Below are 14,170 nucleotides of genomic sequence, written 5' to 3'. Positions count from 1 at the left end.
GGGCTGGGTCCACGTCGGCGATTTGGCTTGCCAATTGTTTGGAAGGACGAAACACTCGGACACAGTGTTTTTTGGTTCTTTTGGATTTTTTCGGATGGGTCTCAATATCCGTTTGCTGACCTTCCTGAGGTTTCGCGCCTGGATCATTGCGCCATTGCTGGCATTTATTTTTTTGGCAATGCCTGCATGGGCGCAACAAAGCGGACGGATAATCGTTGACTTTCAGGTCCGGGACGGTCGGCTTCTGGTCGAAATCGCCATGAACGCCGAGGCCGTTCTGGCCGGGTTCGATCCGCAAGAAGTCGCGCAGGGCGGCGACGGCGGGAGCGCGCGTTACGCACAGCTGCGCCGGCTTGTCTCGTCCGAGCTTGAGGAACACGTCCACGATTTTGTAACGGATTGGAAGCAATCCTTGCAGATCGACGTGAACGGGCCGGTTGCATTGTCCTATGAAGGCGCAAGTATTCCAGTGGTCGGCAACCCGGACGTGCCGCGGATTTCCCGAGTGCTGTTGGCCGGTCCTCTGCCGCCCGATGCAAGCAGTCTGCGCCTGACCTGGCCTGAAGGAATCGGCCCCGTGGTCTTGCGCCAGCAAGGGGTCGAGGCGCCTTATACCGGGTTTCTGAGCGGCGGCGAGGTCAGTCCTCGCATTCCCTTGGCAGGCGGGGCCGGGCTGGGGGCGCAGCAAGCGGCCGAGGCTTTTTTTCGGGCCGGGCTGCTGCATGTCGCGGGCGCGGGGGCACAGCTTCTGGCGCTGGCCTCGGTGCTGGTTTTCTTGTCACTGAAGTTGCGCTCGGTCCTTGTTCAACTTGCCGCGCTGGGGCTGGGCGTTCTGGTGACGCTGCCGCTTGTGATGTTCGACGTGTTGAATGCGAGCCCGTTCCTGCCGTGGCCGGTCGTGCCGGCGGCCATCGCCTTGTTGGCGCTTTGGAACCTCGTCACCGCCCGGTTGGGGGTCTGGCGCGTGCTGTTCCTTTTGGCGACCGGTGCAGTTCTTGGCCTGACCCTGTCAGAAGCATCGTCGCGCCTGGGTGTGCCGCCGCATCATGTCGCGCCGGCGGTGCTGGGTTTTGCAGCTGGCATCCTGTTGGCGCTGAGCGGAGTCGCGATCCTGATCCTCGCCACCCTGACCGTGCTCTTGCCGGATTCGCCCAGGCTGCGCGGCCGTATCTCCACAGTCGCCTCGCTGTTGTTGGCGGGCTTGGGGCTGTACTGGGCGGTTATGTCCTAACCGCCGGTTTTCATCGGCGCGATCAGCGTGTTCAGGGTGCTTACCGGGTCCTCTGCGGCCCAGATCTCGTCTCCGATACCGAAGAAGTCGGTACATTCAGCCAGTTCGGCAATCAAATCCGGCGTCAGGCCGCCTTCGGCGACAACCGGAACCTCGATCATCTCGGACCACCATTGGAACAGATCACGCTCGGCGCGGGTTCCTTTGCCCAAGGACACGTCCCCCACGGGCCCAAAGGCCACATAGTCAGCGCCGGCTTCGCCCGCGGTCATCCCATCATGGCGCGAGGTTCCGCAGAAACTGCCGACGATGGCATCCGCCCCCAGCTCTTTGCGCGCGGCCCGGACCGAGCGGGCTGCATCGTCCAGATGCACCCCGTCCAGCCCCAGCCGTTGCGCCAGCAGGACATGGTTCGATATCACCAGCGCCACGTCACGCGCATGGGCCACCTCGCGGCAGGCGTCGGCCGCGCGGGCGATGGCGTCCTCGTCGCTGCCGGCCAGCGCCAGCCGGATGCAGGCGATCTCGGTCCCGTCCAGAACGCGGGCCAGCCGGTCGGGAAAGGTGGCCGGGTCGATGGTCGGCGGGGTGATCAGATAGATCTGAGGCTGCTCGGGGGTGTCCATTGGCGGATCCTTCGCGGTTGGTCTTTGGCGCGGTTTAGCCGATTGCGACGGCGAAGCAAACTTTATTGCCCGCAGACCGCGTGATTTGCAATCGGGCAGGGCGGCCGGGCTTGCCCTGTGCCAACGGCGGCAGTATGGCAGGCGCAACTTTCGGAGATCAGAATGCCCAGCGACAGACCCCAGCCCTCATTCGTGCTTGTCCGCCCGCAGATGGGCGAAAACATCGGTGCCGCGGCCCGGGCGATGTGGAATTTCGGCCTGGACCGGATGCGCATCGTCGCCCCGCGCGACGGCTGGCCCAACCCCAAGGCCGTGGCCATGTCGAGCGGCGCCGGGCGTCTGCTGGACGAGGCGCAACTGTTCGACGATCTGGCCGGCGCGTTGGGCGACCGCACATACGTTTTCGCCACCACCGCCCGTCAGCGTGGCCTGACCAAACCCGTCTACAGCCCCGAGCGTGCCATGCAGATCGCGGCCCAAAAGGTGGCGGCGGGCGAAAAGGTGGCCGTGTTGTTCGGGCCTGAGCGGGCCGGTTTGGAGAATGAAGACATCGCCAAGGCCAATGCGATCATCTCGGTGCCGGTGAACCCCGAATACGCCTCGCTGAACCTGGGGCAGTGCGTGTTGCTGACCGCCTATGAGTGGATGCGCCAGACCGGCGACGTGGTGCACGAGGCCACCGATCTGGGCAAAGGCGACTGGGCCACCGGCATCGAGGTCGAGAAACTGGTCGAGCATTATGAGCAGCGGCTGGACGAGGCCGGGTTCTTCTACCCGCCGGAAAAGGCCGAAGGGATGAAGGTAAACCTGCGCAACCTGTGGTCGCGCATGCAGATGACGCGGGCCGATGTGCAGATGCTGCACGGGATCATGCGTCAGATGGTCCGCTGGAAGGACAAGGGCTGAGGCTGGACCTTCGCGGGCACTGGCCCTAGCTTGCGGGAAAATCAAGGACATGAGGACGGCATGAGCGGCAAGCGCAGCATCTTCGAAGAAGTCTCGGGTGAACAAAAGCAGGAAACGGTCCAGCCCGGCATGATCGACCGCGGCCGGGGCGGTGCACGCAAGGCCATCCGTATCTGGCTGATGATCTTGTTCGCGCTTGTCGTCGTGATGATCGCGGTGGGTGGGCTGACCCGCCTGACCGACAGCGGCCTGTCCATCACCGAATGGCGACCGGTCACCGGAGCGATCCCGCCGATGTCCGAGGCGGACTGGCAGGCCGAGTTCGACAAGTACAAACAGATCGACCAGTGGCGCATCATGAACCAGTGGATGGAGTTGGATGACTTCAAGACCATCTACTGGTGGGAATGGGGTCATCGGCAGCTGGGCCGTGTGATCGGCCTGGTCTGGGCGCTTGGGTTCTTTGGCTTTCTGGTGTTGCGCAAGATCCCCGCAGGCTGGACCGGGCGCCTTGCGATCCCCGGACTGTTGGGCGGCGTTCAAGGCGCCGTCGGTTGGTGGATGGTGGCCTCGGGCGTGACGCAGGGCGAGGGGATGACCGCAGTTGCCAGTTATCGCCTAGCCACCCATCTTGGCCTTGCGTTCGTGATCCTGGGCTTTCTGGCCTGGTACATCTTCATGCTGGGGCGCGAGGAACGCGACCTGATGCAGGCCCGTCGCGCCAAAGAGGCGCGGCTGTTTTCGCTGTCGACCGGGCTGCTGCACTTTGCCTTTCTGCAGATCCTGATCGGCGCATTGGTGGCGGGCATCGACGCCGGCCGGTCCTATACCGACTGGCCGCTGATCGGCGGGCAACTGCTGCCGCCGGACGCTACCGCGCTTGACCCGATGTGGCGCAATTTCTTCGAAAGTCCGGGACTGGTGCAGTTCATCCACCGCTGCGTAGGCTATGCACTGTTCGCCTTCGCCATTTTCGTCTGGCGGCGCGGCAGCAGCAGCGCCCACCCGCAGACTCGGTTCGCCTTCAACGCCATGTTCGCGGCGCTTTCGCTGCAGGTGATCGTGGGCATCCTCACCGTGGTCTATGGCGCGCCCTGGCAGATCGCCATCTTCCACCAGTTCATGGCCGTGGTCGTCTGGACCCTGATCCTGCGCGCCCGGTTCCTGACCGCTTATCCCATTGCAACCTCGCTGCGCGGAGCTTGACCCAATGACTGCATTCAACGACCTGATGGCCTTTCAGCGGGAAACCTCGGCACTGGCACAGATCGCCGGGCGTCTGGGCTGGGACCAGGAGACTGTCATGCCGCGCGGGGCCGCCAACCAGCGCGCCGAGGAGATGGCCGCGATCGAAGCCGTCCTACATGCGCGCCGTTCGGATCCGCGCGTGGCCGAGTGGTTGGAAAACGCCCATGCCGACACTGAGGTCGGTCAGGCGCAGTTGCGCGAAATCCGTCGCACATACGAGCGCACGGTCAAGGTGCCCGCTGATCTGGCCACGGCCATCGCCCGCGTGACATCGGCCGCGCAGGGTAAGTGGGCACAGGCCCGCGCCGACGAGGATGTTGCCGCGTTTCTTCCGGTTTTGGAGGAAGTCGTGGCTCTGCGGCGCGAGGAAGGGGCGGCTCTGGCGCAGGGCGGCGATGTCTATGACGCTCTGGTCGAGGATTACGAGCCCTACACGACCGCTGCCCAGATCGCCGACATCTTCGACGCCCTGCGTCCGCGTCTGGTTGCGCTGCGCTCCGCGGTTCTTGACCGGCCGTCCCCCGCGGGAGTGACCGGAACGTTTGACGAAACGGCCCAGATGAAGCTGACGCAAAAGCTGGCGGAGACTTTCGGGTACGACTTGAACCGGGGGCGGGTGGACAAGGCCGTACACCCGTTCTGTTCGGGCAGCGGCGACGACGTGCGCGTCACCACCCGGACCAGCGAAACCGACCCGTTCAACTGTTTCTATTCGACCATCCATGAGGTCGGGCACGCCTGCTATGAGCAGGGCATCGACCCGGCCTACGCGCTGACACCGCTGGGCCAGGGCGTGTCAATGGGCGTTCATGAAAGCCAGAGCCGCATCTATGAAAATCAGCTGGGCCGCTCGCGCGCCTTCACGGGCTGGCTGTTCCGGCAGATGACGGACACCTTCGGTGATTTCGGCATAGCAGATGAAGATGCCTTCTATGCCGCCGTAAACCGGGTGCACAACGGATACATCCGAACCGAAGCGGACGAGGTTCAGTACAATCTGCACGTAATGCTGCGGTTCGATCTGGAGCGCGCACTTATGTCGGGCGAACTGCAGGTGAAGGACCTCGAGGCCGCGTGGAACGACCGCTTCCATGCCGATTTCGGCTATGCGGTCGACAAGCCGTCGAACGGGTGTTTGCAGGACGTGCACTGGTCGGTTGGCCTGTTTGGCTACTTCCCGACCTATTCGCTGGGCAATGTGTACGCAGGCTGTCTGTATCAGGCTCTACGGGCGGCAGTTCCAAGTCTGGATGATCAATTGGCGCAAGGCGATACCTCCGCGGCAACCGGATGGCTGCGCGAGCATGTTCAGCAGCATGGCGGTCTGTATGCCCCACGCGACGTCATCCGCCGCGCCAGCGGCATTGAGCCCGGACCCGAGCCGTTGTTGGCTTATCTCGAAGACAAATTCGGCACGCTCTACGGCCTTTGATCTGGAAAGATGACCGCTATGGGTATGATGGGGGTCATCTAGCTGCGGTGTGCATCAGGCACCCAGTCTTCCGGAGGCCGGTTCCAGAACCGGTTCGGGTTGTCTTCATCCTGCCCGCGGATGTGCAGCGTTCGAAAACACGGGTGCAGAAAGATCACCGGTTCTTCATAGGGATGGGCCGCGTAGATTGCGCGCAGCACGGTCGAACGCACGCCGTCCGACCTATCCAGAAAGAACGAGACTTCGACGCAGGGAACATCCACCGTGTCGCAGGTGACGGCATTGCGTCCGGTCCCGAGTGACCGAAAGCTCTGCGTTCCGGGCGTCGACAGGAAGGTGACGTGATCATAATCCCCGTAAACCAGGTTGGCTTCGGCCAGAACAGCATCAATCACCGCCTGCGCGCGGTCCTCGGGGACCTGAACGATCACGCGCCAACCTTCGTCTGTCAGATATCGTTCGGTGTCCTGTGGTTTTTGGGTCATTCCAGTCTCCTAACCAAGCAACGTCAGAATGACCGGGTTTGCACCTCAAGTGTGATTTATCGCTTCGCCATCGACCGAACTGACGGCCCGAGGCAATCGAGCAAGGAGTCCGACAAGCCGAAATGGCGAGTCAGTGCGATCTTGCCGTCCGGCGTGATGGTCAGGGCGCGACTGGACCTTTGGCGCGTCAACCATTTGTCTTTCAGAGCTTTTTCCAGAATCGCGATTCCCAAGGGTCCTGAGATGTGATGGCGGCGTTCCGTCCAGTCCAGACAGAATTTGGCGATCGGCCTGTGGGCGTTGACCCGCGGTGGGGCAAGGTCGAGATCGGTCAGAAACGCGTGATATCGCGGACCCGGCGCCAGAGCCCCATGTGCCAGTTGCAGAACACCCGTATCCAGCAGGTTGTCCGTGATCCACACACCGAGACGCCCGGCAAGATGGTTATAGCAGCAACGGGCCAACAGGACGCCCGAGTCCGGTTTCGCGGCTCGCCGGACATGATCGCTGGGGGTTAGCGTGGACAGCGTTTCCAAAACCGATGCGACCTGTGCGTTTGCGATCCGGTGATAGACATGCCGGCCGCTGCGTATCGAGGTGGTCAGGCCGGCCCGCTCCAACTGCTTGAGATGGGAGGTCGCAGTTGGCGGCGTTATATTGGCAGCGCAGGACAACTCTTTGTTGGTGAACGCCCGCCCGTCCATCAGTTCGCACAGGATGCGCGCGCGGGTTGGGTCGGCGAGGGCGGCGCCGATGATGTCCAGTCTGGGTTCGGGTCTCATTGGATGAGCCTACCGCAAAACCCGGCTTGCCCCCAGAAAGAACGCTTCGACATCCGCCGAAACGAAAAGGAGCGGCTGCTGTTGCAGAGCCGCCCCTCGTCGTTGAAATGAGAGCCGCCGATCAGAGGCGGCCATCCTTACGTTTCGCTATCGTCTTCCTCGTCACCCTGGTCTGCGATCCAGGCGACGCTGACGACTTCCTCGCCTTTGCCGGTGTTGAACACCTTGACCCCGCCCGCGCTGCGGGACCGGAACGAGATACCGTCGACCGGAACCCGGATCGACTGCCCCTTGGACGTAGCCAGCATGATCTGGTCGTCGATTTCGACGGGGAACGAGGCCACCAGCGGGCCGCCCCGCATCGCCTTGTCCATCGCCATCACGCCCATTCCACCGCGGCCGCGCACCGGGTAGTCATGCGACGAGCTGAGCTTGCCCGACCCGCCGGCCGTGATGGTCAGGATCAGGTTTTCGGCCGCCGACATCTCGGCATAGCGTTCCTGCGGCAGGATGCTGTCTGCGTTGCCTTCGTCTTCGTCGGTTTCGGTCTCTTCGGTGACGCCTGCCATCAGGCGGCGCATCTTCAGGTAGGCGGCGCGTTCGTCTGCCGTGGCCTCGAAGTGGCGAATGACGGACATCGAGACGACCCGATCGCCATTCGTCAGCTTGATGCCGCGCACACCGGTCGACTTGCGGCCCTTGAACACGCGCACGGCAGTGGTCGGGAAGCGGATTGCCCGGCCGGAGTTGGTGACCAGCATCACGTCGTCATCCTCGGAACAGATGCGCGCGTTGACCAGTTCCACACCCTCGGGCAGATCCATCGCGATCTTGCCGTTGCGCTTGACGTTGGTGAAATCGCTCAGCGCGTTTCGGCGCACATCGCCGGCACTGGTGGCGAAGACGATCTGCAGGTTTTCCCATTCTTCATCCGGCACATCGACCGGCATGATCGCCGCAATCGAAACACCCGTGGGAATCGGCAGGATGTTGACGATGGCCTTGCCCTTGCCGGTGCGCCCAGATTGAGGCAAGCGCCATGTCTTGAGCTTGTAGACCATCCCATCGGTGGTGAAGAACAGCAGTTGCGTATGCGTGTTCGCCACGAACAGATTGGTTACGACGTCCTCTTCCTTGGTCTGCATCCCCGACAGACCCTTGCCGCCGCGCTTCTGCGCGCGGAAGTCGGCCAGCGGCGTACGCTTGATGTAGCCGCCCGAGGTCACGGTGACGACCATGTCCTCGCGTTCGATCAGGTCCTCGTCTTCCATATCGCCGGACCAGTCGACGATTTCAGTGCGGCGCGGCACTGCGAACTGCTCTCGAACCTCGCGCAGCTCGTCGGCGATGATGCTCATGATGCGCTCGCGCGAGGACAGAATGTCCAGGTATTCCTTGATCTTGGCGGCCAGGTCTTCCAGCTCGTCCGTGACCTCTTTGACACCAATCTGGGTCAGGCGTTGCAGGCGCAGATCAAGGATCGCGCGGGCCTGAACCTCGGTCAGGTTGTAGGTGCCGTCGTCGTTCATCTTTGACAGCGGATCGTCGATCAGCCGCAGATAGCTTTCGATCTCGGCTGCGGGCCAGCGGCGGGTCATCAGCTTTTCGCGCGCCTCTGCCGCGTCGGCCGAGGACCGGATCGTGGCAACGACCTCGTCCACGTTCGAGACCGCTACGGCCAGACCGCACAGGATATGGCTGCGTTCCCGTGCCTTGCGCAGGTCGTATGCAGTGCGGCGGGCAACGACATCTTCGCGGAAGTCGATGAAGCTGGTCAGGAACCGGCGCAGGGTCAGCTGCTCGGGGCGACCGCCATTCAGCGCCAGCATGTTGCAGCCGAATGAGGTCTGCATCGGCGTGAACCGGTAAAGTTGGTTCAGCACCACCTCGGGCGTTGCGTCGCGCTTCAGCTCGACCACCACCCGCACGCCGTTGCGGTCAGATTCGTCCTGAACGTGGCTGACGCCTTCGATGCGCTTTTCACGCACGGCTTCGGCGATCTTCTCGATCATCGAGGCCTTGTTCACCTGATAGGGGATCTCGTCCACGATGATGGCATAGCGGTCCTTGCGCAGCTCCTCGACGCGGGTTTTGGCGCGGATGATGACGCTGCCACGGCCCTCCAGATAGGCCTTGCGCGCACCGGACCGGCCCAGCATCACGCCGCCAGTGGGGAAATCGGGGCCGGGGATGTATTCGATCAGCTGTTCGCTGGTCAGGTCCGGATCGTCGATCAGCGCCAGCGTCGCGTCGACCACTTCGCCGAGGTTGTGCGGCGGGATGTTGGTGGCCATACCCACCGCGATGCCGCCGGCGCCGTTGACCAGCATGTTGGGGAACCGCGCGGGCAGGACGGTGGGTTCCTTGTCCTTGCCGTCGTAGTTGTCCTGGAAATCTACCGTCTCTTTCTCGATATCCGCCAGCAGAGCGGCGGCGGGCTTGTCCATGCGGACCTCGGTGTAGCGCATGGCCGCCGGGTTGTCGCCGTCCATCGAGCCGAAGTTGCCCTGACCGTCCAGCAGCGGCAGCGACATCGAGAAATCCTGCGCCATCCGCACCAGCGCGTCATAGATCGCGCTGTCACCGTGCGGGTGGTATTTACCCATCACATCGCCCACGGGACGGGCCGATTTGCGGTAAGCTTTGTCGTGGGTGTTCCCGGTCTCGTGCATCGCATAGAGGATGCGCCGATGCACCGGTTTCAAGCCGTCGCGCAGATCGGGGATCGCACGGGACACGATGACCGACATCGCATAGTCCAGATAGGACGTCCGCATCTCGGATTCGATGGATACCGTCGGGCCGTCGTAAACCGGGCGCTCGGGCGGGGTTTCATCCATGTTTTCGGGGATTTCTGGCGTATCGCTCACGTAAACTGCCCGTTTTTTGTGCTGGGTCTATATCTTGTGGATGCATCTTATCAGACCCGGCACATAGGGTGCAAGCAAGCAACCCGGAAGTGGCCTGAAACCGCGGTGTTTTTCGGGTAACACATTGTTTTAATACGGATTGAAAAGGAATCATGTTACCCTGATGGGACCTTTGAGGAAATCTGGAGGTCTGAATGGAGAAAAACGAAACTGAATTGATGCTGAAGGGGTATGGCCTGACAACGGCTGAAATCTTCTATCGCATGCCGGATTACATCCATGTTCTGAACACGTTCATCTGGCAGGATTACGACTTGGCGCCGGATCATCCCAAGCTGTTCAATTTCATCGAGTTCTGGCAGCGCGAAATCGAAGGTCCGCTGCATTCGGTGCGCTTTACCCACCGCAAGATGATCGCGCCCGGAGAATGGCGAAATGTCGTCGGAGAATACCGGCTGAACTAGTGTTTCGGCCCGGTTGCGCTCAAGGCCAATGCGCCTTGATCCGGCCGATGGATCATCGAAGGAATGCCGACCTGCGTTTCGGCGCAGGTTACTCACTCTCATAATTTCAAAACACAACCAGATCTTGGCAATCCGTTGACGGTGGACGCGCTGAGCGGTTGAATATTCTTATGCGTTTCGGTGGCGGTCCGGTGAGGCGCACACGATTGGTACAGATTGGAAAACCAGAGAAAGTCCACGATATGATTGCGCTAACATTGGACATGCCGGCGCTGGCGCGTTAAGGACGGCTCATGGTTTCTCGCGTTATACCCGTCGACCCATTTGATCTGGTCATTTTTGGTGGCACCGGGGATCTGGCGCAGCGCAAGATTTTGCCTGCCTTGTTTCGCCGTTATTGCGCGGGACAGTGGAATGACGATGTTCGGATAATCGCCGCAGCAAGGTCCGCACATGATCAGGCGGGCTATCGTGCGATCGTGGCCGAGTCGCTGGCCCAGCACGCACCTCGTCAAGCGTCGGATCCCGGCAACCTTGATGGGTTCCTGAACCGGCTGCAGTATCTGCGGTTGGATGCCAGCTCTGATGATGGGTGGAAAAACCTTTCAGGTCAGTTGACGGATTCGCGGATCCGCGCCTTCTATTTCTCGGTCGGACCCGGATTGTTCGCCCCGTTGGCGGAGAAAATCCGCCAGCACGGTCTGGCTAACGAGCAGACGAGGATCGTCGTCGAAAAGCCGTTCGGTCACGACCTGGACAGCGCGCGGGCATTGAATGCCACGCTGGCCTCGTATTTCAGCGAAAACCAAGTCTACCGGATCGATCATTATCTGGGCAAGGAAACCGTCCAGAACCTGATGGCCGTCCGGTTTGGCAACATGCTGTTCGAGCCGCTGTGGAACAGCCAGTATGTCGACCATATCCAGATCACCGTCGCCGAGACAGTCGGCGTGGATGGGCGCGAAGAATATTACGAGCGCGCCGGGGCCATGCGCGACATGGTGCAGAACCACCTGATGCAGCTGTTGTGCCTGATCGCGATGGAACCGCCCGCCAAGTTCGATTCGGACGCCGTGCGCGATGAAAAGCTCAAGGTAATCCGCGCGCTGGACCCGGTGCAGCCGCACCACATCGTGCGTGGGCAGTATTCGGGTGGTCCCGACGGGCCGGGCTACCGCGAAGCGGTGGGCAATCCGCGCTCGACCACCGAAAGCTATGTTGCGCTTCGGGCGCATGTCAGCAATTGGCGGTGGGCGGGTACACCATTCTACCTGCGCACCGGCAAGCGGTTGGTGGCGCGGTCCTCGGTGATCAACGTCATCTTCAAGGACGCCCCGCATTCGATCTTCGGGGCCGAGGCCGGGCGGCATGCCAACACGCTGTCGATCCGGCTGCAGCCGAACGAAGGCATAACGCTGAAAGTCACGATCAAAGAGCCGGGGCAGGGCGGAATGCGTTTGATCGACGTTCCGTTGGACATGAGCTTTGCCGAAGCGCTCGGGCCCGAAAACCAGGAAGCGCCGGATGCTTATGAGCGTTTGGTGATGGACGTGATCCGGGGCAACCAAACCCTGTTCATGCGCGGAGACGAGGTCGAGGCCGCCTGGGCCTGGACCGACCCTATCATTGCGGGGTGGCAGGCGCGCGGCGACGTGCCAAAACCCTATGACAGCGGCAGTACCGGTCCCGGCGACGCCGAACTGCTGATGAATCGCGACGGTCGCCATTGGCAAGGGATCAAGCCATGAAGATTCAGGAATATGCCGACAGGGACATGCTGGCCATTGATGTTGCCAACGTTCTGGCCGGAGAGTTGGAGGCCGCGCTGCTGCACAACGATGTCGTGGCTTTTGCGGTTCCCGGCGGCACCACGCCCGGACCGATCTTCGACAGCCTGTGCGCCGCGGATCTTGAGTGGGAGCGTGTCCGTGTGCTGCCCACCGACGAACGCTGCGTCCCGGCGGACAGTGACCGGTCGAACGAACGCTTGATCCGCGACCGTCTTCTGACCAACCGGGCGGCGGCGGCGGACTATGTCCCGCTCTATATTCCCGGCAAGGCGCCCGAAGAGGTTCTGCCCCAAATCGAAGCTCTGATCGAGCCGCTGCGCCCGTTGGCGGTGCTGGTTCTTGGAATGGGCGACGACATGCATACGGCCTCGTTGTTTCCGGGGATGGAGGGGCTGGCGCAGGCATTGGCCAGCAACGCACCGGCATTGGCCGTTGCTCGCCCGCAGACGCAGCCCGAGTCGCGCATCACTCTGACGGGTCCGGTTCTGGATGGTGCCCTGTCCAAACACCTGGTCATCTATGGTGAAAAAAAGCGCGCAGCGCTTGAGCGTGCCATGAGCCTGCCGCCCGAAGAGGCGCCAATTGCGGCAGTCTTGGATGGAATGACGGTACACTGGGCGGATTGATCTCATGCAACTGGACACTCTCAGAACCCTTGCCGCGCAGGCGGCGGATACCCGCATCCTCGACCTGTTCGCGCAGGATCCCGACCGGGCGCAGAGATTCTCGGCCTCGACCGGGGATTTGCTGTTCGACTATTCGAAGACCCTGATCGACGCGGACATACGCGCGGCGCTGATCGACCTGTGCGATCAAGCCGGTCTGGCCGAGCGGCGCGACGCGATGTTCCGGGGCGACAAGATCAACGAAACCGAGGGCCGCGCGGTGCTGCATACGGCGCTGCGCAATCTGGACGGCGGCCCGGTCGAGGTTGATGGCCAGGACGTGATGCCCGACGTTCTGGACACCCTGCAGCGCATGCGCGTGTTCGCCGAAGAGGTCCGGGGCGGAACGGCCCAGGGGGCAGGGGGCAGCTTTACCGACGTGGTGAATATCGGCATCGGCGGTTCGGACCTTGGGCCGGTGATGGCGACGCTGGCGCTGGCGCCCTATCACGACGGGCCGCGCCTGCACTATGTCTCGAACGTGGATGGCGCGCACATCGCCGACACGCTGCGCGAACTGGACCCGACGCGGACGCTGGTGATCGTGGCGTCCAAGACCTTTACCACCATCGAAACCATGACCAACGCGCGGACGGCGCGGGCCTGGATGCTGGATGGCGGCGGCGACCCGGGGCGGCAGTTCGCGGCCGTGTCCAGCGCCGTGGACAAGACGGAAGACTTCGGCATCCCGTCGGACCGCGTGTTTGGCTTTGCCGATTGGGTCGGCGGGCGCTATTCGGTCTGGGGTCCGGTCGGGCTGCCGGTGATGATCGCGGTGGGCTCGAACGCCTTTGACGCGTTCCTGCGCGGCGGGCAGGCGATGGACGTGCATTTCCGCGCCGCGGACTGGGCCGAGAACATGCCAGTGATTCTGGCTCTGGTGGGCATCTGGCACCGTCAGGTGCTGGGGCATGCCAGCCGCGCGGTGCTGCCCTATGACCAACGGCTGCTGCGGTTGCCGGCCTATTTCCAACAGCTCGAGATGGAATCGAACGGCAAATCTGTGGCCATGGACGGCTCGGCGCTGAGCGTGCCTTCGGGACCGGTGGTCTGGGGCGAGCCCGGCACCAACGGGCAGCACGCATTTTATCAGCTGATCCACCAGGGCACCGACGTGATCCCCTGCGAATTCATGGTGGCCGCCGAAGGCCACGAGCCCGAGCTGGCCCATCATCACCGCCTGCTGCTGGCCAACTGCCTGGCCCAGTCCGAGGCGTTGATGCGCGGCCGGTCGCTTGAGGAAGCGCGAGCGCGCATGGCCGAGAAGGGCCTTCAGGGCGACGAGTTGGAGCGTCAGGCCCGGCATCGCGTGTTCCCGGGCAACCGACCGTCGACCACGCTGATCTTTCCGCAGCTGACGCCCTTCGTTCTGGGCCAGATCATCGCGCTCTATGAACACCGGGTGTTCGTCGAAGGCGTGCTGTTGGGCATCAACTCGTTCGACCAATGGGGCGTGGAACTGGGCAAGGAACTGGCCACCTCGCTGGGGCCGATCGTCGATAGCGATGCGGGCACCGAGGGCAAGGACGGCTCGACCGCCGCACTTGTGTCCTATGCGCTGCGGCACCGGGGCTGAAGCCCTGCAAATCTGACGGCCTGCCGCCACGGCAGGCCGCATTCTTTTATTGTCAGACAATTAAATGATTGGCAGGATCGGCCCCGAGGAGAAGC

General features: G+C 62.6%; 12 protein-coding genes. 8 read left to right on the top strand and 4 right to left on the bottom strand.

The window, feature by feature from the left end:
• The first annotated feature begins 94 nt into the window (after positions 1 to 94).
• The gene (locus K3752_RS09085) at positions 95 to 1,231 is read left to right on the top strand and encodes a HupE/UreJ family protein (RefSeq protein ID WP_260063050.1); all 1,137 of its coding nucleotides are present in this window, start codon (positions 95 to 97) and stop codon (positions 1,229 to 1,231) included.
• Here the strand turns inward: K3752_RS09085 and K3752_RS09080 are convergent.
• The gene (locus K3752_RS09080) at positions 1,228 to 1,857 is read right to left on the bottom strand and encodes a thiamine phosphate synthase (RefSeq protein WP_260063049.1); all 630 of its coding nucleotides are present in this window, start codon (positions 1,855 to 1,857) and stop codon (positions 1,228 to 1,230) included. The two genes, K3752_RS09085 and K3752_RS09080, sit on opposite strands and share 4 nt — an antisense overlap.
• Positions 1,858 to 2,019: 162 nt before the next feature.
• Here K3752_RS09080 and K3752_RS09075 point away from each other — a divergent pair, with 162 nt between their 5' ends.
• From K3752_RS09075 to K3752_RS09065, 3 genes are read left to right on the top strand one after another with little or no spacing between them, the layout of a single operon-like run.
• On the top strand, positions 2,020 to 2,763 hold the full coding sequence (locus K3752_RS09075) for an RNA methyltransferase (RefSeq protein ID WP_170580593.1): 744 nt from the start codon (positions 2,020 to 2,022) through the stop codon (positions 2,761 to 2,763).
• Positions 2,764 to 2,823: 60 nt separating this feature from the next.
• Positions 2,824 to 3,969 carry a heme A synthase gene (gene ctaA / locus K3752_RS09070; protein ID WP_260063048.1) on the top strand — a complete coding sequence of 382 codons (1,146 nt, stop codon included), beginning with the start codon at positions 2,824 to 2,826 and terminating at the stop codon, positions 3,967 to 3,969.
• Between the two features lie 4 nt (positions 3,970 to 3,973).
• Entirely contained in the window at positions 3,974 to 5,443 is a 1,470-nt protein-coding gene (locus tag K3752_RS09065; protein ID WP_260063047.1) for a carboxypeptidase M32, read from the top strand.
• Between the two features lie 38 nt (positions 5,444 to 5,481).
• On the opposite strand, the gene K3752_RS09060 is transcribed toward K3752_RS09065, so the two are convergent.
• The 3 genes from K3752_RS09060 to gyrA form a co-directional block, all read right to left on the bottom strand.
• The gene (locus tag K3752_RS09060) at positions 5,482 to 5,928 is read right to left on the bottom strand and encodes a hypothetical protein (RefSeq protein WP_260063046.1); all 447 of its coding nucleotides are present in this window, start codon (positions 5,926 to 5,928) and stop codon (positions 5,482 to 5,484) included.
• Positions 5,929 to 5,984: 56 nt separating this feature from the next.
• A complete protein-coding gene (locus tag K3752_RS09055; RefSeq protein WP_260063045.1) occupies positions 5,985 to 6,710 on the bottom strand; it encodes a helix-turn-helix transcriptional regulator in 726 nt (241 codons plus the stop codon).
• A 137-nt stretch (positions 6,711 to 6,847) separates the two neighbouring features.
• Positions 6,848 to 9,550 carry a DNA gyrase subunit A gene (gene gyrA, locus K3752_RS09050; protein ID WP_170366759.1) on the bottom strand — a complete coding sequence of 901 codons (2,703 nt, stop codon included), beginning with the start codon at positions 9,548 to 9,550 and terminating at the stop codon, positions 6,848 to 6,850.
• A 224-nt stretch (positions 9,551 to 9,774) separates the two neighbouring features.
• Between gyrA and K3752_RS09045 the strand changes: the two genes are divergently transcribed.
• The 4 genes from K3752_RS09045 to pgi all read left to right on the top strand — a co-directional run bounded on the left by K3752_RS09045 (position 9,775) and on the right by pgi (position 14,075).
• The gene (locus K3752_RS09045; RefSeq protein WP_093962206.1) at positions 9,775 to 10,044 is read left to right on the top strand and encodes an usg protein; all 270 of its coding nucleotides are present in this window, start codon (positions 9,775 to 9,777) and stop codon (positions 10,042 to 10,044) included.
• 293 nt (positions 10,045 to 10,337) lie between these two features.
• A complete protein-coding gene (gene zwf, locus K3752_RS09040; RefSeq protein ID WP_260063044.1) occupies positions 10,338 to 11,792 on the top strand; it encodes a glucose-6-phosphate dehydrogenase in 1,455 nt (484 codons plus the stop codon).
• On the top strand, positions 11,789 to 12,460 hold the full coding sequence (gene pgl / locus K3752_RS09035) for a 6-phosphogluconolactonase (protein ID WP_170592573.1): 672 nt from the start codon (positions 11,789 to 11,791) through the stop codon (positions 12,458 to 12,460). Before zwf ends, pgl begins: the two co-directional genes overlap by 4 nt.
• 4 nt (positions 12,461 to 12,464) lie before the next feature.
• A complete protein-coding gene (pgi, locus tag K3752_RS09030) occupies positions 12,465 to 14,075 on the top strand; it encodes a glucose-6-phosphate isomerase (protein ID WP_260063043.1) in 1,611 nt (536 codons plus the stop codon).
• The last annotated feature ends 95 nt before the right edge of the window (positions 14,076 to 14,170 follow it).

Source organism: Ruegeria sp. B32, assembly GCF_025141855.1.
GTDB classification, from domain to species: Bacteria; Pseudomonadota; Alphaproteobacteria; order Rhodobacterales; family Rhodobacteraceae; genus Ruegeria; species Ruegeria arenilitoris.
Note: the sequence above shows the minus strand (reverse complement) of the source record. Positions and strands in the feature narration are given on the sequence as shown.

Coding starts and splice junctions, on each gene's coding strand:
- K3752_RS09085 (WP_260063050.1), top strand. CDS start 95: ATGGGTCTCAATATCCGTTTGCTGACCTTCCTGAGGTTTCGCGCCTGG.
- K3752_RS09080 (WP_260063049.1), bottom strand. CDS start 1,857: ATGGACACCCCCGAGCAGCCTCAGATCTATCTGATCACCCCGCCGACC.
- K3752_RS09075 (WP_170580593.1), top strand. CDS start 2,020: ATGCCCAGCGACAGACCCCAGCCCTCATTCGTGCTTGTCCGCCCGCAG.
- ctaA (WP_260063048.1), top strand. CDS start 2,824: ATGAGCGGCAAGCGCAGCATCTTCGAAGAAGTCTCGGGTGAACAAAAG.
- K3752_RS09065 (WP_260063047.1), top strand. CDS start 3,974: ATGACTGCATTCAACGACCTGATGGCCTTTCAGCGGGAAACCTCGGCA.
- K3752_RS09060 (WP_260063046.1), bottom strand. CDS start 5,928: ATGACCCAAAAACCACAGGACACCGAACGATATCTGACAGACGAAGGT.
- K3752_RS09055 (WP_260063045.1), bottom strand. CDS start 6,710: ATGAGACCCGAACCCAGACTGGACATCATCGGCGCCGCCCTCGCCGAC.
- gyrA (WP_170366759.1), bottom strand. CDS start 9,550: ATGGATGAAACCCCGCCCGAGCGCCCGGTTTACGACGGCCCGACGGTA.
- K3752_RS09045 (WP_093962206.1), top strand. CDS start 9,775: ATGGAGAAAAACGAAACTGAATTGATGCTGAAGGGGTATGGCCTGACA.
- zwf (WP_260063044.1), top strand. CDS start 10,338: ATGGTTTCTCGCGTTATACCCGTCGACCCATTTGATCTGGTCATTTTT.
- pgl (WP_170592573.1), top strand. CDS start 11,789: ATGAAGATTCAGGAATATGCCGACAGGGACATGCTGGCCATTGATGTT.
- pgi (WP_260063043.1), top strand. CDS start 12,465: ATGCAACTGGACACTCTCAGAACCCTTGCCGCGCAGGCGGCGGATACC.